19 protein-coding genes are annotated in these 19,918 nt (G+C 65.3%); 13 read left to right on the top strand and 6 right to left on the bottom strand.

The annotated features are described in order from the left end of the window. Positions 1-174: 174 nt before the first annotated feature. Positions 175-2,499, top strand: coding sequence for an ATP-dependent nuclease (locus WS45_RS05440; protein ID WP_059698626.1), 2,325 nt, complete (start codon positions 175-177; stop codon positions 2,497-2,499). Beyond that, entirely contained in the window at positions 2,496-4,373 is a 1,878-nt protein-coding gene (locus WS45_RS05435) for a UvrD-helicase domain-containing protein (RefSeq protein ID WP_059698624.1), read from the top strand. Before WS45_RS05440 ends, WS45_RS05435 begins: the two co-directional genes overlap by 4 nt. A 579-nt stretch (positions 4,374-4,952) precedes the next feature. Here WS45_RS05435 and WS45_RS05430 read toward each other — a convergent pair. The 6 genes from WS45_RS05430 to WS45_RS05410 are packed head-to-tail and all read right to left on the bottom strand — an operon-like array spanning position 4,953 to position 9,260. Next, complete coding sequence (locus tag WS45_RS05430) at positions 4,953-5,294, bottom strand: gamma-butyrobetaine hydroxylase-like domain-containing protein (protein WP_059698622.1); 342 nt, start codon at positions 5,292-5,294, stop codon at positions 4,953-4,955. Then, positions 5,291-6,286, bottom strand: coding sequence for a HEAT repeat domain-containing protein (locus tag WS45_RS05425; RefSeq protein WP_059698620.1), 996 nt, complete (start codon positions 6,284-6,286; stop codon positions 5,291-5,293). Before WS45_RS05425 ends, WS45_RS05430 begins: the two co-directional genes overlap by 4 nt. Before the next feature lie 17 nt (positions 6,287-6,303). After that, positions 6,304-6,456, bottom strand: coding sequence for a hypothetical protein (locus WS45_RS33110; RefSeq protein WP_257140302.1), 153 nt, complete (start codon positions 6,454-6,456; stop codon positions 6,304-6,306). Between the two features lie 34 nt (positions 6,457-6,490). Continuing rightward, positions 6,491-6,736: a 4Fe-4S dicluster domain-containing protein gene (locus WS45_RS05420; RefSeq protein WP_059529554.1), complete on the bottom strand. Its 246-nt coding sequence runs from the start codon at positions 6,734-6,736 to the stop codon at positions 6,491-6,493. Between the two features lie 17 nt (positions 6,737-6,753). After that, the gene (locus tag WS45_RS05415; protein ID WP_059698618.1) at positions 6,754-8,493 is read right to left on the bottom strand and encodes a fumarate reductase/succinate dehydrogenase flavoprotein subunit; all 1,740 of its coding nucleotides are present in this window, start codon (positions 8,491-8,493) and stop codon (positions 6,754-6,756) included. Next, positions 8,490-9,260: a GntR family transcriptional regulator gene (locus WS45_RS05410; RefSeq protein ID WP_059529561.1), complete on the bottom strand. Its 771-nt coding sequence runs from the start codon at positions 9,258-9,260 to the stop codon at positions 8,490-8,492. Before WS45_RS05410 ends, WS45_RS05415 begins: the two co-directional genes overlap by 4 nt. Positions 9,261-9,567: 307 nt before the next feature. Between WS45_RS05410 and WS45_RS05405 the strand changes: the two genes are divergently transcribed. From WS45_RS05405 to WS45_RS05355, 11 genes are all read left to right on the top strand, one after another. After that, complete coding sequence (locus tag WS45_RS05405; RefSeq protein WP_059698616.1) at positions 9,568-10,785, top strand: MFS transporter; 1,218 nt, start codon at positions 9,568-9,570, stop codon at positions 10,783-10,785. 273 nt (positions 10,786-11,058) lie between these two features. Further along, the gene (locus tag WS45_RS05400) at positions 11,059-11,460 is read left to right on the top strand and encodes a DnaJ family domain-containing protein (RefSeq protein ID WP_009694817.1); all 402 of its coding nucleotides are present in this window, start codon (positions 11,059-11,061) and stop codon (positions 11,458-11,460) included. Then, on the top strand, positions 11,457-12,038 hold the full coding sequence (gene tadA, locus WS45_RS05395) for a tRNA adenosine(34) deaminase TadA (RefSeq protein WP_059693514.1): 582 nt from the start codon (positions 11,457-11,459) through the stop codon (positions 12,036-12,038). Before WS45_RS05400 ends, tadA begins: the two co-directional genes overlap by 4 nt. Before the next feature lie 105 nt (positions 12,039-12,143). Beyond that, complete coding sequence (ldcA, locus tag WS45_RS05390) at positions 12,144-13,082, top strand: muramoyltetrapeptide carboxypeptidase (protein WP_059529569.1); 939 nt, start codon at positions 12,144-12,146, stop codon at positions 13,080-13,082. A gap of 308 nt (positions 13,083-13,390) precedes the next feature. Beyond that, entirely contained in the window at positions 13,391-14,095 is a 705-nt protein-coding gene (locus WS45_RS05385) for a GntR family transcriptional regulator (protein ID WP_059698614.1), read from the top strand. A 149-nt stretch (positions 14,096-14,244) separates the two neighbouring features. After that, positions 14,245-15,729 carry an NCS1 family nucleobase:cation symporter-1 gene (locus WS45_RS05380; RefSeq protein WP_059698612.1) on the top strand — a complete coding sequence of 495 codons (1,485 nt, stop codon included), beginning with the start codon at positions 14,245-14,247 and terminating at the stop codon, positions 15,727-15,729. A gap of 10 nt (positions 15,730-15,739) precedes the next feature. Then, on the top strand, positions 15,740-16,582 hold the full coding sequence (locus WS45_RS05375; RefSeq protein WP_059698610.1) for an aspartate/glutamate racemase family protein: 843 nt from the start codon (positions 15,740-15,742) through the stop codon (positions 16,580-16,582). Positions 16,583-16,732: 150 nt separating this feature from the next. After that, positions 16,733-17,686, top strand: coding sequence for an allantoinase PuuE (gene puuE / locus WS45_RS05370; protein ID WP_059529581.1), 954 nt, complete (start codon positions 16,733-16,735; stop codon positions 17,684-17,686). After that, the gene (uraD, locus tag WS45_RS05365; RefSeq protein ID WP_059693513.1) at positions 17,683-18,204 is read left to right on the top strand and encodes a 2-oxo-4-hydroxy-4-carboxy-5-ureidoimidazoline decarboxylase; all 522 of its coding nucleotides are present in this window, start codon (positions 17,683-17,685) and stop codon (positions 18,202-18,204) included. Before puuE ends, uraD begins: the two co-directional genes overlap by 4 nt. A gap of 61 nt (positions 18,205-18,265) precedes the next feature. Further along, the gene (alc, locus tag WS45_RS05360; RefSeq protein WP_059693511.1) at positions 18,266-19,279 is read left to right on the top strand and encodes an allantoicase; all 1,014 of its coding nucleotides are present in this window, start codon (positions 18,266-18,268) and stop codon (positions 19,277-19,279) included. Next, complete coding sequence (locus tag WS45_RS05355; RefSeq protein ID WP_059529590.1) at positions 19,276-19,788, top strand: ureidoglycolate lyase; 513 nt, start codon at positions 19,276-19,278, stop codon at positions 19,786-19,788. Before alc ends, WS45_RS05355 begins: the two co-directional genes overlap by 4 nt. Positions 19,789-19,918: the final 130 nt, after the last annotated feature.

Below are 19,918 nucleotides of genomic sequence, written 5' to 3'. Positions count from 1 at the left end.
ATCTGTTCGAATTGGGCTTCGGAGATTTCCATCTCCGAAGCATAACCTTAAATCAGCATAGTGTGAACACGCCCTAGTTCGTCGCCCCAAGAGAAACGCTATAGTTATAGTAATCTGCATAAAAGTGCTGGTCTTTCGGCCAGCCAGATGGTCCGATAACCGGGGGAGGTTAGGATGCATTTGAAGAAGCTGGCTGTCCGGAATTTCAGGCGGCTGCGCAATGTTGTCATTGATCTTGCTTCCGACATCTCCATTTTTGTCGGTGCCAACAACAGCGGCAAGACGTCGGTCGGGCATGCGCTCCAGTTATTCACTGGCAGTGGCCGCTTCAACATTCACGACTTTAGTGCCGAACTGTGGGCCGACATCGTTGCGTTTGGTGAAGGCGATGGCGAGGCGAGTCTTCCCACGATGGAAATCGACGTTTGGTTCGAAATAGGCCCGGACGATGTTCACCGCGTCATCGATCTTCTTCCCAGCCTTGCTTGGGAAGGAAAGCTGGTGGGGATGCGTGTTGCCTACGCGCCCACCAATCCTGCGGCGACGCATGCACGCTATGTCGAAGTGCGCCAGCGCGTGCTCGATGCGGTCGCTAAGGGCGAAGACGGAGCACCCGCCTTCGATCCGTCGCCGCGTAATCTGCGGGAGTTCCTTCGCGACAGGCTGCATGACGAATATGAGCTGCGTTATTTCGTACTCGATCCCGCGCGGTTCGATGCGAAGATGGTCGCAGAGGCTGGCTATGACCCAGCCACTCTCACCGGACGCGATCGCAGCGGCCGTGAGATCTTGAACGGTCTTCTCCACATTGACTTCTTGAACGCGCAGCGCCATCTCTCGGACAGCCCAGGTGGCTCTCGCGCCGAGGATCTCTCTCGTGTACTCAGTCGCTTCTACGGGCGCAACCTCGAACAAAAAGGCGAAGATGTCGAAGCGTTGCGAGCCCTCGCAGCGTCCGAGGTCTCGCTTAACGAGCATCTCGAACGAGTCTTCGAACCGACGCTCAAGAGTTTGTCGAAGCTCGGCTATCCGGGCCTCTCAAATCCGCGCATGATGATCCGCTCGGCCCTCGACCCTGCCCAGATCATGAGCGGTCGAGATGGCGCGGTCGTTCACTATGCGTTGGGAGGAGCCGATGACGGGAATCCCGACCCACCTACCTTGCCCGATCGATATAACGGCCTTGGCTTCAAAAACCTCATCTTCATGGTCGTCGAGCTACTCGACCTCCATGCTCAATGGCTGGCGATCGAGGAAAACCGTCCGCCGGTCCACCTGATCTTCATCGAGGAGCCCGAAGCGCACCTCCATGCCCAGCTTCAACAGGCCTTCATCCGCAAGGTGATGGACATCCTAACGCTCAAGGGCGAGGACCGCACGCACTACACGAGCCAAGTCGTCGTCACGACCCATTCGACTCATATCCTTTACGAACGAGGCTTCCGGCCGATCCGCTATTTTCGTCGAGGCCGTGCACGGAATGGCTCGACTTCCGATGTGCTCAATCTCTCGGTCTTCTATGACAACACCGATCCGGACATCCGAAGCTTCCTCGAGCGCTATTTGAAACTCGCGCACTGCGATCTGTTCTTCGCTGATGGCGCCGTGCTGGTCGAGGGCAATGTCGAACGGCTGCTATTGCCGCAGATGATCGCCAATGCCGCGCCGAGACTGCAATCAACCTATCTCACCGTCCTAGAAATCGGCGGAGCGTTCGGCTACCGATTCAAAACGCTGATCGAGTTTCTCGGACTGACAACGCTCATCATCACAGATCTCGACAGCGTGTTCGGTCCGCTGGGGCAGGATGGCGAGGGTGCGGCACCCGCTGGCCAACCGGAGGCCGCGGAGGCAGTCGGCGAGGACGCGCAGGCTGCCGGCGCCGAGGCTGAGGACATTGATGATGACGAAGAGGATTTGCCCGTGGCTGCGGAGAAGCCCGGGAAGGCGTGCATAGCCGGTCATCCGGGCGCGGCGACGTCCAATCAGACCTTGCTCCAATGGCTACCGAAATGCGACACGGTTGCCGCCCTGTGGGAGGCGACGGCTGAGCAGAAGATCCAGGCGAGGACGGACGACAATGACGCTTTGGTGCGCGTTGCCTATCAGTGCCGGACCGATGTCACTTGGGGCGGAGAAACCCTCGCGCTCGCCGGCCGCACGTTGGAGGAAGCATTCGCACTCGAAAATCTTGAATGGTGCCAGGACAAGAACCGTAAGCCGCTTCAGCTCCGCATCGCCAAGGCCGACGAGAAGAACCTGACCACGCTTGCGGAACGGATCCACAAGCGCGTGCAGGCTAAGAGCTTCAGCAAAACCGACTTCGCGCTCGCCTTGTTAGCCGAAGATCCGAGCAGTTGGTCGGTCCCAACCTATATCGCCGAGGGCCTGAACTGGCTTGAGACCGAGATTGCGCCGCCGGAACCGGTCGAGGACCAGCCGCGTGTGGACGCGCCTCAGGGTGTGCCTGCCGCCGTCGGCGACGAGGTGGCAGCATGACAAGCCGAATCGGCAGTCCTGACACACAAGCCGATCTAGATGTTCGAGGATGTCTCGATCGGATGCCTCCACGCTCGTTTGTCATGGTCGCCGGTGCGGGGTCGGGGAAAACGACCTCGCTGATCAAGGCTATCGCGCACCTAGCCGAGACCCGCGGTCCTGTCCTGCGCCGCGCCGGGCAGCAGATCGCCTGCATCACATATACCGAAGTCGCCGCCGGTGAGATTTCGGCCGATGTCGGGGTCTCGTCGCTATTCCACATCTCGACCATCCACAGTTTCTTGTGGTCAGTCATCCGGCCGTTCCATTCGGATATCGCGGCTTGGGTAGCCACCCGCATCGATGAGAAGATCGCGGAGCGACGCGCACACTACGACAAGCCTCGGACTCAGGCGAAAACGAAGGCCCGCCTTGAGCAGGAGATCGAAGATCTCGAGGCCGAGTTGGCTGCGATCAGTGAAGTGGAGAAGTTCGTGTATGGCACGGGTAGCAGCTACGCTGAAGGCATCCTTGGCCATGACGATATCCTCAAGCTCACCCCAGCCTGCGTCGCAGCGCATCCGCTGCTGAGGCAGCTCGTTGCTAAGCGCTTTCCCTACATCTTCGTCGATGAGAGCCAAGACACCAATCCGGAGGTCGTCGAGGCGTTACGGCACATTGCGGGCGATCATCCTGGTCTGTGCCTCGGGTTCTTCGGAGACCCGATGCAGAAGATCTATATGAGCGGAGCAGGCGCTATCCCGCTAAACGACGGCTGGGCAGAGATCACAAAGCCCGAGAACTTCCGGTGCCCGACATCGGTGCTCGGAGTCATCAATGCAATCCGCGCCCCTGGCGACGGCCTTGCGCAGGTGCGTGGTCGGACGACAATCGTTGATGGCAGCGAGCAACCGGTTGCCGGTACCTCCAATCTGTTCATCCTACCGGCAGACACGGAGCGGAGTGCACGCCTCGCGGCCATTAGGCAGTGGCTGGCCGCCGAAACCGGTGACGGTCTGTGGCTAAGCGACGTGCGGGAAGGAGATGTCCGCCTGCTTGTGCTGGTGCATCGTATGGCGGCCAACCGGCTCGGGTTCCCTAATCTGTATGCTGCGCTCAATGACCGAGCCCCAATGAGTCTGAGTGAAGGGCTGAGCGATGGCACAGCCTGGCCGCTCCGTCCGCTTGTCCAGCACATACTTCCGCTCGTTGTCGCGGCCCAGGCGGGCGATCGGTTCACGGTGATATCGACCTTGCGCAGCGAATGCCCGAGACTTGAACCAGCGCGGCTTCGAGGGCAAGCGACTGCCCCCGTTCTTACAGCGCTACAGCAAGCGCTCGACGGGCTTGTAGGTCTGCTGGCAGCAGGATCGCAGGCGACTATTCGGGACGTCTTGACGCATGTGCGAGATAACGAGTTGCTGCGCCTCGATGATCGCTTTGCCATGCATCTGGTTGCAGAGCCAGTGGATGACGGCAGCAGCGGCTTCGAGAACGTTCAAGCCTATCTGGCATGCGGTGTCGACGAACTCTGGGCCTACCGGCGCTACTTTACAGAGGAGTCGCCGTTCGCGACGCATCATGGGGTGAAGGGCGCCCAATTTGAGCGCGTATTAGTTGTCATCGACGATGAGGAAGCGGCCTTCCGGCAGTATTCTTACGGGAAGTATCTGGGGTACGTCCCCATCTCGGACAAGGACGAAGCCAACATAGCCGCAGGTGAAGAGTCCGTACTCGATCGAACCCGCCGCCTCTTCTATGTATGTTGCTCGCGTGCAATGAAGGATCTGGCAGTCGTGGTCTTTGTGCCCGATGTCGCAGCGGCCCGCACCGCGATCGTTGCGCAGAATTTGTTCCCCGAGACCGCAATCCGGGGCGCCGAGCATCTGGGGTAGGGTCTTAACAGATCGCTAATCAATCGGCGAAGGCCTGGATCTTGCTCATCGGCCTGACGATCTAGCGCAGCAGAACTGACCTCGACTAGATGCGGCTGAATAACGCCGTGTTATCGGGCTTATGAAAGGCCTCGCGGCCTAAAGAGTGGAGGGGGACCCAAGTCCGAAGCTCACGGCGAAGTGAAGATCGGAAAGGTCGCCGTGTTGCGTTATTCTAGAAGGCGATTGACGATGGTGTTGCTAGAGTCGTCGCCCCTCAGATCCCTCCATCCTCCGCGCAAGATAAAGCTCTTGCCGGAAGACGGTAAAAGCGACGGTAATGGCCAATGTCGATCATCGCAAATCCCTTTAACCACGCGGGCTTGCGTGACCTGTTGATGATGGAGTGGGAGTGATCCGGCGCCGGGGCGCGCCTCGGTAGCGGACCACGGCATCTGACGATGCGGACGCCCGGCAGGGATGACCTGCCGGGCGTTGTCGTTTGTGCGATCGGCGAGTGACGGGCGCACGGAAGCGGTGTAAGTCGCCGTCTGGGGGAGGCCGAAACGGGCGGCCCGATGCGAGTCGATTCGTCGGCGCTCAGTCCGCTGGTCGTCCAAACGCGAGCACATCGCACGATGCGATGCGCGCATCCGGCTCGTCTCTGCCCAGTTCCGCCAGATATGGCCACGGATAGATGCCGCGCGCGTGACCGTCGCCGAACAGCAGGCGGATGCCGTAACCGGCCGCTTCCACGCCGTTGAGCGTCAGGTCGGGCGGCGCGTCGACTTGCCTGCCGTCGAGCCGGATCTTCCGGCACGCGGCGCACGGACAATCGCCGCGCAACCTCGCAAAGCCGATACGCTGCGTGCTGCCGTCCGGCCAGCACAGCGTCAACGCACGAGTCGCATGATCGAGGCGAATCTCGGCCGGCGGCGTCATCGTGCATCTCCTCCAAGCTGTGCGATGGCAATCCGCACGGCCTTGCGGACTTCGGGATCGCGATCGTCCAGTGCGTCGCGCAGCGCGGGCAGCGTCTTGGGATCGCGCAGTTCGCCGAGTGCGAGTGCGGCCTCCTTGCGCAGGTTGGTGATCGCATGCGACAGCAGCGCGGCGACGGCCGGCGCCGCGGCGGCGTCGCGCAATTGCCCGAGTGCGCGCACCGCACGCAGGCGCACCTGCCAGTAATCGTCATCGAGCGCGGCGACGAGCGGCGCGCGTGCGACCGAGACACGCAGCTTGCCGAGCGTCGCGGCCGCTTCCTCGCGTACCTGCCATTCGGCGTCGCGCAGTGCGGCAAGCAACGCGGTGACGACGGCCGTGTCGCCGGACGCCGCGAACCCGACCGCGCCGACCGCGATGCGCCGCACGTCCGCATGCGTGTCGGTCGTGGCGATGCGTGCGAGCGGCGACAACGCGCGGACGTCCCTGAGCCAGCCGAGCACGGCGACGGCTTCGGCGCGCACGACTGCTTGCGGCGCGTCGAGCGCGTGCAACGCAGGCGCGAACGCGTCGGGGTCGCGCAGTTCGCGCAGCGCGCGCAACGCGGCGCCGCGCACGAACGGCTCGGCGTGTCCGGCCCAGCGGCACAGCACCGCACCGGACGCGACATCCTTCAGTTCGGACAGGCTGCGTGCCGCGGTCGCGCGCACGTCGTCGTCCGGATCGAGCAGCGCGTGGCACAGCGTGTCGACGACGTCGGGCTGCTCCCAGGCGCCGAGCACGCGCGCCGCTTCGCCGCGCACGTCGGCGGCCGGATCGTCGCGCAGTGCCGCAACGAAGATCGGCACGAGATCGGGATCTTCAAGATCGGCGAGTTCGAGCAGCGCGATGCGGCGCACGGATGCGTCGGGCGCCGCAACACGCGCGACGAGCGCGGCAAGGTCGGAAGCGTGCGCGCCAGGTAGCGGGAAAGCAGGGGAGGATGTGGTCATGGGCAAAATTCGGAGCATTAGCGATGCGTAAGAGGCGTGACGAACAACATGGTCGCGCCGATCCGCGACCCAATGGCGCGCAGCAGCGTCCGCATCATGCGGCGCCTCTGCGTGTCGAGCATGCCGAACGATTCATCCATTGGCAGGATGCGCGGCCGGATGATCGGCACACGCGCGATGTCGACGCACGGGCGGTCCGCCGGGTCAGCGCAGCAGGTATGGGATGTCGACCTTGACCGCGCCGGTCGGGCAGTCGCGTTCGCACGGCATGCAGTACCAGCATTCGTCGAACTGCATGTAGGCCTTGCCTTTGGTCACGTCGATCGCGAGCAGGTCGAGCGGGCATACGTCGACGCAGACGGTGCAGCCCTTGTCGGCGATGCAGCGGTCCTCGTCGATCGTCACGGGCGCGCTGCTGCGCAGAAAGATGTCTTGCGGGGTATGGGGCACGGTCAGGCTCCTCGGAGTCAGAGGGCGGCCGCGAGGGCGGCCGGTTCGCGGATGCGCAGGTGCGCGTAGGCGCTGCGTTCGTCGTCGGCGAGCGGCACGACATAGGGCTCGACCGGCCGCTTCTCGCTGCGCATCGTGCCGTCGGCATCCTTGCGCAACCATGTGTGGCAGAACCATTCGGCGTCGTCGCGATGCGGAAAATCGACGCGATGGTGATATAGCCCCCAGCGGCTCTCGGTGCGGAACAGCGATGCACGCGCGGCCATTTCGGCGCAGTCGCGGATCGCGCGCACTTCGGCCGCGCGCATCAGTTCATGAGGGTGGTTCGCCTTGAGTTCTTCGATATCCTCAATAATGGCGTCAAAACGTTGCAGCCCGATTTCCATCTTGCGCGTCACCTTCGGCGGTTGCAGATAATCGTTCACCATGCGGCGCAGCTTGTATTCGACCTGCGCCGGCGCGAGGCCACGCTCGCGCGTGAGCGGCGCGAGCACGCGGGTGCGTTCGGCCGCGACCTGTTGGTCGTCCACCGGCGCGTGATCGCGGCCGGCCACGTAGTCGGCCGCGTTCTGCCCGGCGAACCAGCCGTAGGTGAACGCGCCGAGCATGTAGTTGTGCGGGACGGCCGCCATGTCGCCGGCCGCGTAGAGCCCCGGCACGGTCGTTTCGGCGCGGGCGTTCACGTACACGCCGGACGCGCTATGGCCGCTGCAGAAGCCGATCTCGGAGATGTGCATCTCGACCATCTGATGCCGGTAGTCGGTGCCGCGTCCTGCGTGGAAGCGACCGCGGCTCGGCCGCTCGTTCGTGTGCAGGATCTGCTCGATGGTCTGGATCGTTTCCTCCGCGAGGTGGTCGAGCTTCAGGAACACCGGGCCGTTGCCACTTTGCAGCTCTTGGTAGAACTCCCACATCATCTGGCCGCTCCAGTAGTCGCACTCGATGAAGCGTTCGCCCTTGCCGTTCGCGGTGAAACCGCCGAGCGGGCCGGTCACGTACGCGCACGCCGGGCCGTTGTAGTCCTTGATCAGCGGATTGATCTGGAAGCATTCGAGGTTCGCGAGCGCCGCGCCGGCGTGGTACGCCATCGCGTAGCCGTCGCCCGCGTTGGTCGGGTTTTCGTACGTGCCCATCAGGTATCCGGACGCCGGCAGCCCGAGACGGCCGGCGGCGCCGCAGCACAGGATCACGGCTTTCGCGCGGATCACGTGAAAATCGGCCGTGCGGCAGTCGAAGCCGAGCACGCCGCTCGCGCGGCCTTGCGCGTCGGTCAGCACGCGCGTCGCGATGATCCTGTTCGTGATCGCGATGCGGGCACGTTTCAACTGCCGATACAGCACCTTCTTGATGTCGTGACCTTCCGGCATCGGCAGCACGTACGAACCCATGTGGTGGACCTTCTTCACCGCGTAGTCGCCGGTGCCGTCCTTTTCGAACTTCACGCCCCAGCGGTCGAGTTGCTCGATCGTCGCGAAGCTGTGCGCCGCATACGCATAAACGGCTTCCTGGTCGACGATCCCGTCGTTGGCGATCGTGATTTCGCGCGTGTACTGCTCGGGCGTTGCGTGGCCGGGAATCACCGCGTTGTTCAGGCCGTCCATCCCCATCGAGATCGCGCCGCTGCGCTTCACGTTGGCCTTCTCCAGCAGCAGCACGCGCAGCGACGGATCGCGCTCCTTCGCCTTGATCGCCGCCATCGGGCCGGCCGTGCCGCCGCCGACCACGACGATGTCGTATTCGAGTACATGGGTGTTCATTGCGGATTCCTTAAGGGTTGGTGCGTTTTCTGCCGGTCGATGCGCAGCCGGTACTGGAACGCGTCGCCGCGGAAGTACAGGTGTTCGTAGTCGATTGGCGCACCGGACGCATCGTGCGTCAGGCGCTCGATCCGCAGTACGGGGCTGCTTTCCTCGACGCGCAGCGCATCGACGATTTCATCGTCGGCGAGGATCGCGTCGATCGACACGTCGGCGTGACCGAGCGGCACGCCGCAGTCGTTCTCGAGAATCAGGAAGATGTCGCGGGTTGCGAGATCGGCGCCCGCGAGCCGCTTGCCGAGCGCCGCGGGCACCCACGTCTGCTCGAGCGACACGGGCTCGCGGTTCAGCAGCCGCACGCGGCGGATCTCGACGAGCGGCGCGCCTTCCGGCACGTTCAGCTTCGTCGCGAGATGGCGGTCGGCCTTCACGGTGCGAAAGCTGCGCAACTGGTTGACGATCTCGTAGCCCATCGACGACATCGCCTCGGCGAAGCCCTGCAGCGACGTCACGTTCTGGAACGCCTTCGGCTTCGACACGAACGTGCCCTTGCCGTGCAGCCTGAACAGCAAGCCTTCCTTCTGCAGGTCGCCGAGTGCCTGGCGCACCGTGATGCGGCTCACGTCGAACATCGCGCAGAGTTCGTGCTCGGACGGCATCCTGCTGTGCGGCGCATAAGTGCCGTCGAGGATACGCGTGCGCAGCGTGTCCTTGATCTGTACGTAGAGCGGAGCCGCCGATAGCGGCACGACGTTGGAAGAGGTCATCGGTCAACTTGTCATGACAAGAGGACTCGAGTGTAGTGACCGCGCTCGCGCGCCCAAACCAACGATTTCTGATTTCGACTTTCCGATTCCGGAAAAGCGGGGGCGGCTGCGTGGCCGAGCTTCGTCCGGATCTGCCGCTTGTCGGCTGCCCGAATCGGCAGACAATCGGAGATTCGCGCTCGCATGTGCCGCGCATGTCGATTTCACGCCGCGTCGTTCGTCGTATCGATGTCGACCGGATTCGCGACGGCGTCCGCAGTCCGGTTCCTCATCGATGCCTGACCGACAGAGCGAAAGGAGGTGCCAGATGCCTGATTCCCGCTATCGCTGGGTGATCGTCGCCGCGGGCGGCCTGATGGGCTGCATCGCGATCGGCGCGATGTTTTCGCTGCCCGTGTTCCTGCGGGCCATCGCACACGACACCGGCTGGTCGATGACCGGCATTTCCGCCGTGATGACGATCGGCTTCATCGCGATGGCCTTCGCGAGCATCGGCTGGGGCAGCCTGTCGGACCGGATCGGCACGCGTGCGGTGGTCGTGACGGGCGCCATTCTGCTGTCGGCGAGCCTGGCGCTTGCGAGCCGAGCGCCGTCGCTGCTCGCGTTCCAGCTGATTTTCGGGCTGGCCGTCGGCAGCGCGACGGCCGCGGTGTTCGCGCCGATGATGGCCTGCGTGACGGGCTGGTTCGACACGCACCGCAGTCTCGCGGTGTCGCTGGTGTCGGCCGGCATGGGCATGGCGCCGATGACGATGTCGCCGCTGGCGGCGTGGCTCGTGTCGGGCCACGGCTGGCGCACGTCGATGCTGCTGATCGCCGCGCTCGCGGCCGCCGTGATGATTCCGGCGTCGCTGCTCGTGCGCCGCGCCCCCGCGCTCGACGGGCCGCACGCCGAGCCGGCGCCGGCGGGCGGGGCCGGGGCCGCGCCGCTGTCGGTCGGCGGCGCGCTGCGTTCGCCGCAGTTCATCGTGCTGCTGCTGACCAACTTCTTCTGCTGCGCGACGCATTCCGGCCCGATCTTCCATACGGTCAGCTACGCGGTGACGTGCGGGATTCCGTTGATCGTCGCGGTGTCGATCTACAGCGTCGAGGGGCTCGCCGGCATGGGCGGGCGCATCGCGTTCGGGCTGCTGGGCGACCGCCTCGGTGCGAAACGCATGCTGGTGGCGGGGCTGCTCGCGCAGGCGCTCGGCGCGCTCGGCTACTACTTCGTGCGCACGCTCGACGGGTTCTACGCGGTCGCGATGCTGTTCGGTTTCATCTATGCGGGCGTGATGCCGCTCTATGCGGTGCTCGCGCGCGAGAACTTCCCGCTGCGGATGATGGGCACCGTGATCGGCGGCTGCGCGATGGCCGGCAGCCTCGGGATGGCGGCCGGGCCGGTCGCGGGCGGTTTGATCGTCGATGCGCTGGGCAGCTATGGCTGGCTGTACCTCGGATCGTTCGCGATCGGCATCGGCGCGTTCCTCGTCGCGATGATGTTCCGGCCGTTTCCGAAGGCGCGGTCGCACGTGGTCGCCGCATGACCCGGCAGTCGCGAAACGGCGATTTCTGCGGGATGACGAACGCCGACCGACCCAGGCGAAAATAAAAAAACAGGGCCGGACGTCGCCCGCGCGGACGACGCCAAATCGGCGCGGAGCCTGCTGCGGCGCAGCACAGCGGCAAGTCGTGGCGATCGGCGCGCATGCACGCCGATTCGGCCCCTAAAAACACAATATCGAGCATACCTTCGAAGGGCCTGTCATACGCACGTCACCCTGCTAGAATTCGGCTGCCGCATTTGTTCCGATTGACTGATGAGATTGCTTGACGCACTGGTCGAACAACGCATTGCCGCCGCCGCCGCGCGGGGCGAGTTCGACGATTTGCCGGGTACCGGCGCGCCGCAGGCGCTGGATGACGACCTGCTCGTACCCGAGGAGGTGCGGGTGGCCAACCGTATCCTGAAGAATGCGGGCTTCGTGCCGCCGGCCGTCGAGCAACTGCGCGCGCTGCGCAACCTGCAGGACGAACTGCAGGCGGTCAGCGATCGTGCCGCGCGCTGCCGGCTGCAGGCGAAGATCCTCGCCCTCGACATGGCGCTCGAATCGCTGCGCGGCGGCCCGATGGTGATGCCGCGCGACTATTGCCGGCGCATCGCGGAACGTCTGTGCGAGCGTGGGCTCGACGACGCGTCCGCCGAAGCGGGGCCGATGTGAGCGCCGACGCGCTGCACGACGCCGCAGCCGGATCGGCCGCAGCTCCCGATTCTCCCGTTCCCGAAGCCGTGCCCGTATCGGCGCGCGACCTGCATTTCATGCGGCTCGCGCAGGCCGCCGCCGAAGAGGCGCGCGCGGCCGGCGAAGTGCCGGTCGGCGCGGTGCTCGTGAGTGGCGACGAGGTGATCGCACGCGGCTTCAACCATCCGATCGGCGGGCACGACCCGTCGGCCCATGCGGAAATGGCCGCGTTGCGCATGGCCGCTCAGCACTTGCAGAATTACCGGATGCCCGGCTGCGAGCTGTACGTGACGCTCGAGCCGTGCCTGATGTGCGCGGGCGCGATCATGCACGCGCGCATCGCGCGAGTCGTCTACGGCGCCGCCGATCCGAAGACGGGCGCGTGCGGCAGCGTGATCGACGCGTTCGCGAATCCTCAGCTCAACCACCATACCGACGTGACCGGCGGCGTGCTCGCCGACGAGTGCGGCGCCGCGCTGAAGTCGTTCTTCGCGGAGCGCCGTCGCGCGCTGCGTGAGGCGCGGCTCGCACGCGACGCCGAATCCGGCGCGCCGTAACCCCTGCCGCGCCCGTCGCCTGGAGCGGGGCGGGCGGCACGGTTCCGTGAACCGGAGACGGTTCGGACCCTCTAAGCAGGTTTGACGATCCCGATACCTTTCGCCATGTCCCTCCAGCCCGCTGCGTCCTACACCATCCGCCTGCTGGCGCCGTCCGGCTATCCGCACGACCCCGATGCGATCAACCGCGCGCTCGAGCGCCTGAGCGGCTCGCAACATCGCATCGAGAACATCGAGGCGACGCAACGCCGCTTCCAGCGATTCGGCGGCACCGACGGCGAGCGGGCCGGCGACCTGAACCGCCTCGCGGATCCGGAGCGCGCGCTGCCGGACATCGCACTCGCGGTGCGCGGCGGCTACGGCGCCGCACGCATCCTGCACGGGCTCGACTATCGCGGGCTCGAGCGCCGCCTGCGCGACCAGCCGATCGCGCTCGTCGGCCACAGCGACTTCACCGCGATCCAGCTCGCGCTGTACGCGAAGGCGCGCATCAAGACGTTCGGCGGCCCGATGCTGTCGGCCGACTTCGGCGCGGAAACGCCGAGCGATTTCACGATGCAGCACTTCTGGCGGACGTTGTCGCAGCCGACCACGACAATCATCGCCGAGGCGCCGCAGGTGCAGACCGTGAACGTGACGGGCACGCTGTGGGGCGGCAACCTGGCGATCCTCACATCGCTCGTCGGCACGCCTTACATGCCCGACATCGAGGGCGGCATCCTGTTCGTCGAGGACGTCAACGAGCAGCCGTTCCGGATCGAACGGATGATCTACCAGTTGCACCTGTCGGGCGTGCTCGCGCGCCAGCAGGCGCTCGTGCTCGGCCAGTTCACGGGTGCGCGGCCGTTCGAGTACGACAACGGCTACGACATGCAGGCGATGATCGACCAGGTGCGCTCCGTGGTCGGTATTCCGGTCGTCACGGGGCTGCAGTTCGGCCACGTTCCCGACCTGCTGACGTTGCCGTTCGGTGCGCAGGCGCAGCTCGTCGCGAATGCGCACGGTTTCCGGCTCACGCTGTCGGACTATCCGCATCTCGGCTGAGTCGGGCAGTGACGATCGAAAGGCGGGGCTTCCCGCCTTTTTCTTTAAGTAAGCGCGCAACTAACGGTCATAAATTTTTGTCGCCGTCGATCGGGTTGGCGGCAGCGCGCGCACCATTTTTGTCAACAAAATGACCGGAAGGGTATACACCGTGAGCCGCGATGGAAAAGCAACAGAGGCTTGTCATGCCTGGATTTGGTGTGCCGCGCACCGCTCTGATACAGGGGAATGCACGCAGATTGTGCGCATTCCGGGAAAAGAATTGTTGACAATCTTTATGTCCGTCCTAGGATGAGGACCATCACGCGATGCAGAACATGAACGACACCGATCCCCATCCGTCCGGCGTTGCCGGTCCCGAAGCGATCGCCGAGCGGATCCGCACGGCGATCCTCGAGCATCGGCTCGCGCCCGGCGCGAAGCTGACGGAGGCGCAGCTTTGCGACGTGTTCGGCGTGAAGCGCGGCACGATCCGGCAGGCGCTCTCGCAGCTCGCGGCCGACAAACTGGTCGATCTCGAGCCGAATCGCGGTGCGTTCGTCGCGAGTCCGACGCTGCAGGACGTGCACGAGGTGTTCGAGATGCGCCGGATCATCGAGCTGGCCGTCGTCGAGCGGCTCGCGACGGGGCCGGGCGCGAAGCGGCTGAAGGGCGTTGCGGCGCTGATCGACAAGGAACGCAAGGCGTTCGAGCGGCACGATTTCGCGGCGTGGATCCGCCTGTCGGGCGAATTCCACACGGCGCTCGCGGCGCTGACGGGCAATGCGACGCTCTGCGAGTGCCTCGACGGGCTCGTCGCACGCTCGACGTTGATGTCGGCGCTGTATGAATCGCACGGACGCAGCCCGTGCTCGTGCGACGACCATGACGAGATCCTGACCGCGCTGGAAGCGGGCGATTCGAAGCGGGCGGTGACGCTGATGGCGCACCACCTGCAGCATGTCGAACTGAAGATGCTGGACCGGCCCGCGCAAGGGCAGGTCGATTTGCGCGAAGTGTTCGGCGGCGCCTGAGCGGCGACGCGAATCCGGCCGCGCGCCACACGACGAGAGCAATGCAGGCCGGCGGTTTGCACCGCCGGCCGCCAGTCCGACTCCGGGCGATGATCCGGAGCGATATCGATGACGGTGGAGCGGCTGGTTGGCCGCGTCAAGGAGAAGTCATGGCTCAGTTCAGTGTGGCGCACGACAGCGCGTATCCGGCGGAAGAAGGCGGCGAGGGCGGTGGACCCGTGTTGCCGGACGGTTACAGTCAACGTTTGTACAACGAAGATTTGGCACCCCTTAAGAATCAGACGTGGGGCGCCTACAACATCTTCGCGTTCTGGATGTCGGACGTGCACAGCGTCGGCGGCTACGTGTTCGCGGGCAGCCTGTTCGCGCTCGGGCTGACGAGCTGGCAGGTGCTGATCGCGCTGATCGTCGGCATCACGATCGTGAACCGGCTGTGCAACCTGATCGCGCGGCCGAGCCAGCAGATCGGCGTGCCGTATCCGGTCGCGTGCCGCGCGACGTTCGGCGTGCTCGGCGCGAACGTGCCGGCCGTGATCCGCGGGCTGATCGCGATCGCGTGGTACGGCATCCAGACCTATCTCGCATCCAGTGCGCTCGTGATCGTCGTGCTGAAGTTCTTTCCGCAATGGCTGCCGTATGCGGACGTCCATCGCTATGGCTTTCTCGGGCTGTCGGCGGTCGGCTGGGCCGGCTTCATGCTGCTGTGGGTGCTGCAGGCGCTCGTGTTCTGGAACGGGATGGAGACCATCAAGAAATTCATCGACTTCGCGGGCCCGGCCGTCTACGTCGTGATGTTCATCCTGGCCGGCTACATGGTGTGGCGCGCGGGCTGGCGCAACATCGGCATCAACCTCGGCGGCGTCAAGTATCACGGCGCGGAAGTGATTCCGGTGATGATCACGGCCGTGTCGCTCGTCGTGTCGTACTTCTCCGGGCCGATGCTCAATTTCGGCGACTTCTCGCGCTACTGCCGCTCATTCGGCGACGTGAAGCGCGGCAACTTCTGGGGGCTGCCGGTCAACTTCCTCGCGTTCTCGCTCGTCACGGTGATCACCACCGCCGCGACGCTTCCGGTGTTCGGCGAACTCATCACCGATCCTGTCGAGACGGTCGGCCGCATCGACCATCCGACCGCCGTGATCCTCGGTGCGCTGACGTTCACGATCGCGACGATCGGCATCAACATCGTCGCGAACTTCGTGTCGCCCGCGTTCGACTTCTCGAACGTCGCGCCGCGGCTGATCAGCTGGCGCGCGGGCGGGATGCTCGCGGCCGTCGCGTCGATCTTCATCACGCCGTGGAACTTGTTCAACAACCCGGCCGTGATCCACTACACGCTCGACGTGCTCGGCGCGTTCATCGGCCCACTGTACGGCGTGCTGATCGCCGACTTCTACCTCGTCAAGCGCGGCCGGCTCGTGCGCGACGACCTGTACACGATGTCGGAGCGCGGCACCTACTGGTACAAGGGCGGCGTGAACCGCCGCGCGCTCGCCGCGCTGCTGCCGGCCGCGGTGATCGCCGTCATCTGCGTGATGGTGCCGGGCTGGCAGGCCGCCGCGAACTTCTCGTGGTTCATCGGCGCCGGGCTCGGTTTCGTGTTCTACCGGCTGCTCGTGCGCACGAAGGCCTGAGGAGCGCGCGATGAAGATCAAGCTGATCAATCCGAACACGACGCAGCGGATGACCGATGCGATGGGCCGCTGCGCGCGTGAAATCGCGGCGGCAGGCACCGAGATCGTCGCGGTGAGCCCGCCGATGGGGCCGCCGTCGATCGAAGGCTATTACGACGAGGCGCTCGCGACGCCCGGGCTTCTGGCCGAGGTCGCGCAGGGCGAGCGCGACGGCTGCGACGCGTACGTGATCGCGTGTTTCGGCGACCCGGGCCTTTATGCGGTGCGCGAACTCGCGCGCGGGCCGGTGATCGGGATCGCCGAGGCGGCGATGCATGCGGCGAGCGTGCTCGCGCCGGGCTTCTCGGTCGTCACGACCCTCGCGCGCACCTGCGGGATGGCGTGGCATCTCGCCGAGCGCTACGGGATGAAGCGGTTCTGCCGCAACGTGCGGGCAACCGACGTCGCGGTGCTCGAACTCGACCGGCCCGGTTCGGCCGCGCGGCGGATCATCGTCGACGAATGCCGGCGCGCGCTCGACGAGGACGGCGCCGACGCGATCGTCCTCGGCTGCGCCGGGATGGCCGAATTCGCGCACGAGATCGAGCAGCAGATCGGCGCGCCGGTCGTGGAAGGCGTCACGGCGGCCGTCAAGTGGGCCGAGGCGCTCGTCGCGCTGCGCCTCGCGACCGCGAAGCGCGGCGACTATGCGCGGCCGCTGCCGAAGCGCTACGACGGCGAATTCGCGCGTTTCAGCCCGCCGGAGGACGCGCCCGCGCCCGCGCCCGCGTCGGCCGCCGCCACGGCGCGAAGCGGGAGCGCCGCGTCGGAACCGGTCCCGAATTTGCCGCAACCGCACATACACGCCGTCTGACATGCACTATCTGCGCCGCTGTATGGGCGCGTATGAACGTTTTCGCTACACTGGGCCGTCATCGCATCGGCCCGTGCGGCCGGCCTCCGGCACCCGCGCGGGTCGATGCGAACCCATTACTTCAGCAAGCTTTCGCCGCACTTCGAACCCATGTCACTCGATCCCAACTATCCTCGCGACCTGATCGGCTACGGCCGCCATCCCGTGCAGGCGAACTGGCCCGGGCGTGCCCGCGTCGCCGTGCAATTCGTGCTGAACTACGAGGAGGGCGGCGAGAACTGCGTGCTGCACGGCGACCCGGGCTCCGAGCAGTTCCTGTCCGAAATCGTCGGCGCGGCCGCGTATCCGGACCGCCACATGAGCATGGAATCGATCTACGAATACGGGTCGCGTGCCGGCGTGTGGCGCATCCTGCGCGAATTCGAGAAGCGCGGGCTGCCGCTGACGGTGTTCGGCGTGGGCATGGCGATCGAGCGTCATCCGGAACTCGCACGCGCATTCGTCGAACTGGGCCACGAGATCGCGTGCCACGGCTGGCGCTGGATCCACTATCAGAGCATGACGCCCGAGCTCGAGGCCGAGCACATGCGCCTCGGAATGGAAGCGATCGAGCGCGTGACGGGCGAGCGTCCGCTCGGCTGGTACACCGGCCGCGACAGCCCGAACACGCACCGTCTCGTCGCGGAATACGGCGGCTTCCTGTACGACTCCGACAACTACGGCGACGACCTGCCGTTCTGGATGGACGTCGAGGTGTCGGGCGGCGGGACGTCGCCGCAGCTGATCGTCCCGTACACGCTCGATACGAACGACATGCGCTTCGCGACGCCGCAGGGCTTCAACACCGGCGACCACTTCTTCGACTACCTGCGCGACGCGTTCGACGTGCTGTACGCGGAGGGCGACGACGCGCCGAAAATGCTGTCGATCGGCATGCACTGCCGTCTGCTCGGCCGGCCGGGACGTTTCCGCGGGCTGCAGCGTTTCCTCGATCACATCGAGAAGCACGATCGCGTATGGGTGACGCGCCGTGTCGATATCGCGCGTCATTGGCGTGAACATCATCCGTATCAGCCCAATCATCGAAACGAAGGGAAAGCATGAAGGCGATGCGTTACACGTTGGAGCAACTGAACACGATGGCGCCGAGCGCATTCGTCGCGGCGCTGTCGGGGATCTTCGAACATTCGCCGTGGGTGGCCGAGGTCGCCGCGGGCGAGCGGCCGTTCGCGAGCATCGACGCGCTGCACGAGACGATGTCGAACGCGGTGGAGACGGGCGGCGAAGCGCGTCAGCTCGCATTGATCAACGCTCACCCGGAGCTGGCCGGCAAGGCCGCCGTGCGCGGCGAGCTGACGGCCGAGTCGACCCGCGAGCAGAGCGGCGCAGGTCTCGACCAGTGCACGCAGGAAGAGTTCGACAAGCTGCTGACGCTGAACCGCACGTATCGCGAGAAGTTCGGCTTCCCGTTCATCCTCGCGGTGCGCGGCTACGACCGGCACGGCATCATCGCGAACTTCGAGTCGCGCGTGAATCATTCGCGCACCGAGGAACTGCGCGCGAGCCTCGACCAGATCTACCGGATCGCGCGCTTTCGCCTCGACGACCTGATCGACGCCTGACACCTCACGACGGCCTGCTGCGTCGCGGCGGCCGATCGCATCACTGAAACAAGGAAACATCATGGCTGTTCCGCTTCTCGATCCCGACGCCCCCGACTTCACGCGGCGCTACGTGAACCTCGCCGACCCGCGCCTCGGTGCGCAGGCGCTCGAGGCCAGCGACGATTTCTTCGCGCCGAAGGATCGGATGCTGAACCCCGAGCCGGCGGTGTTCATCCCCGGCAAGTACGACGACCACGGCAAGTGGATGGACGGCTGGGAGACGCGCCGCAAGCGCACGACGGGCTATGACTGGTGCATCGTCAAGCTCGCGCGGCCGGGCGTGATCAAGGGCTTCGACATCGATACGAGCCACTTCACCGGTAACTTCCCGCCGGCCGCATCGATCGAGGCGGCATACGTGGCCGACGGCGCACCGACGCATGCGACGGAATGGGTCGAGATCGTGCCGTCGACGACGCTGCAGGGCAACAGCCATCACTATGTCGAAGCGCGCGACGCGCGTGCGTTCACGCACCTGCGCGTGAACATCTATCCGGATGGCGGCATCGCGCGCCTGCGCGTGTATGGCCAGCCGCAGCTCGACTGGGCCGGCGCGAGCGCGACCGAGCAGTTCGACCTTGCGGCGATGGAAAACGGCGGCTACGTGGTGGCCGCGAACAACCAGCATTTCGGCGTCGCGTCGAACCTGCTGCTGCCGGGCCGCGGCGTGAACATGGGCGATGGCTGGGAAACCCGCCGCCGCCGCGAACCGGGCAACGACTGGGCGATCATCGCGCTCGCTCAGCCCGGCGTGATCCGCAAGATCGAAGTCGATACCGCGTTCTTCAAGGGCAACTATCCGGACCGCTGCTCGATCCAGGCCGCGTACGTGTCGGGCGGCACCGACAGCTCGCTGATCACGCAGTCGATGTTCTGGCCGGTGCTGCTCGGCGAACAGAAGCTGCAGATGGACAAGCAGCATTACTTCGAGCACGAGATCGCATCGCTGGGCCCGGTGACTCACGTGCGCCTGAACATCATTCCGGACGGCGGCGTGTCGCGCCTGCGTCTGTGGGGGACGCTCGACAAATGAAGACGCTCGCAATCGAACCGCTGACCAAGGACGCGTTCGCGCCGTTCGGCGACGTGATCGAAACGGACGGCGCGAAGCAGATTCCGATCAACCTCGGCACGACGATCCGCTTTCACGATCTCGCGAAGGTCGACGTGACCGACGAAGACGGTCGCACGCTCGTCAATCTGTTCCGCGGCCAGCCGCGCACGCTGCCGTTCGAGGTGAAGATGCTCGAGCGTCATCCGCTCGGCAGCCAGGCGTTCGTGCCGCTGAACGACCAGCCGTATCTCGTCGTCGTCGCGCCGGCGGGCGATCTCGATCCGTCGAAGATCCGCGCGTTCGTGACGAGCGGGTGGCAGGGCGTGAACTATGCGAAGGGCGTGTGGCATCACCCGCTGATCGCGCTCGGCGGCGTCAGCGACTTCATCGTCGTCGATCGCGGCGGCGACGGCCTGAATCTGAACGAGCAGGACCTCCAGGAATCGCTGTGGCTCACCGAGGACGCGCTGGATGCACTGACGGCCTGAGCAGCATTTCGACAGTACCGTTTCATCGAAGAGACCCGCGCGATCTGCGCGGGTTTTTTTATGCTCGCCGCGCGCACAGGCCCATGACGTTGCCGCTACGTCGAAGACGTCGATCGCGTGCTATCGTGCC

This window comes from Burkholderia sp. RF2-non_BP3, from assembly GCF_001522185.1.
Lineage (GTDB): Bacteria > Pseudomonadota > Gammaproteobacteria > Burkholderiales > Burkholderiaceae > Burkholderia > Burkholderia diffusa.
The sequence above is the reverse complement of the archived record's forward strand: the minus strand, read 5'-3'. Positions and strand labels throughout refer to the sequence as shown.

Coding starts and splice junctions, on each gene's coding strand:
- WS45_RS05440 (WP_059698626.1), top strand. CDS start 175: ATGCATTTGAAGAAGCTGGCTGTCCGGAATTTCAGGCGGCTGCGCAAT.
- WS45_RS05435 (WP_059698624.1), top strand. CDS start 2,496: ATGACAAGCCGAATCGGCAGTCCTGACACACAAGCCGATCTAGATGTT.
- WS45_RS05430 (WP_059698622.1), bottom strand. CDS start 5,294: ATGACGCCGCCGGCCGAGATTCGCCTCGATCATGCGACTCGTGCGTTG.
- WS45_RS05425 (WP_059698620.1), bottom strand. CDS start 6,286: ATGACCACATCCTCCCCTGCTTTCCCGCTACCTGGCGCGCACGCTTCC.
- WS45_RS05415 (WP_059698618.1), bottom strand. CDS start 8,493: ATGAACACCCATGTACTCGAATACGACATCGTCGTGGTCGGCGGCGGC.
- WS45_RS05410 (WP_059529561.1), bottom strand. CDS start 9,260: ATGACCTCTTCCAACGTCGTGCCGCTATCGGCGGCTCCGCTCTACGTA.
- WS45_RS05405 (WP_059698616.1), top strand. CDS start 9,568: ATGCCTGATTCCCGCTATCGCTGGGTGATCGTCGCCGCGGGCGGCCTG.
- WS45_RS05400 (WP_009694817.1), top strand. CDS start 11,059: ATGAGATTGCTTGACGCACTGGTCGAACAACGCATTGCCGCCGCCGCC.
- ldcA (WP_059529569.1), top strand. CDS start 12,144: ATGTCCCTCCAGCCCGCTGCGTCCTACACCATCCGCCTGCTGGCGCCG.
- WS45_RS05385 (WP_059698614.1), top strand. CDS start 13,391: ATGCAGAACATGAACGACACCGATCCCCATCCGTCCGGCGTTGCCGGT.
- WS45_RS05380 (WP_059698612.1), top strand. CDS start 14,245: ATGGCTCAGTTCAGTGTGGCGCACGACAGCGCGTATCCGGCGGAAGAA.
- WS45_RS05375 (WP_059698610.1), top strand. CDS start 15,740: ATGAAGATCAAGCTGATCAATCCGAACACGACGCAGCGGATGACCGAT.
- puuE (WP_059529581.1), top strand. CDS start 16,733: ATGTCACTCGATCCCAACTATCCTCGCGACCTGATCGGCTACGGCCGC.
- uraD (WP_059693513.1), top strand. CDS start 17,683: ATGAAGGCGATGCGTTACACGTTGGAGCAACTGAACACGATGGCGCCG.
- alc (WP_059693511.1), top strand. CDS start 18,266: ATGGCTGTTCCGCTTCTCGATCCCGACGCCCCCGACTTCACGCGGCGC.
- WS45_RS05355 (WP_059529590.1), top strand. CDS start 19,276: ATGAAGACGCTCGCAATCGAACCGCTGACCAAGGACGCGTTCGCGCCG.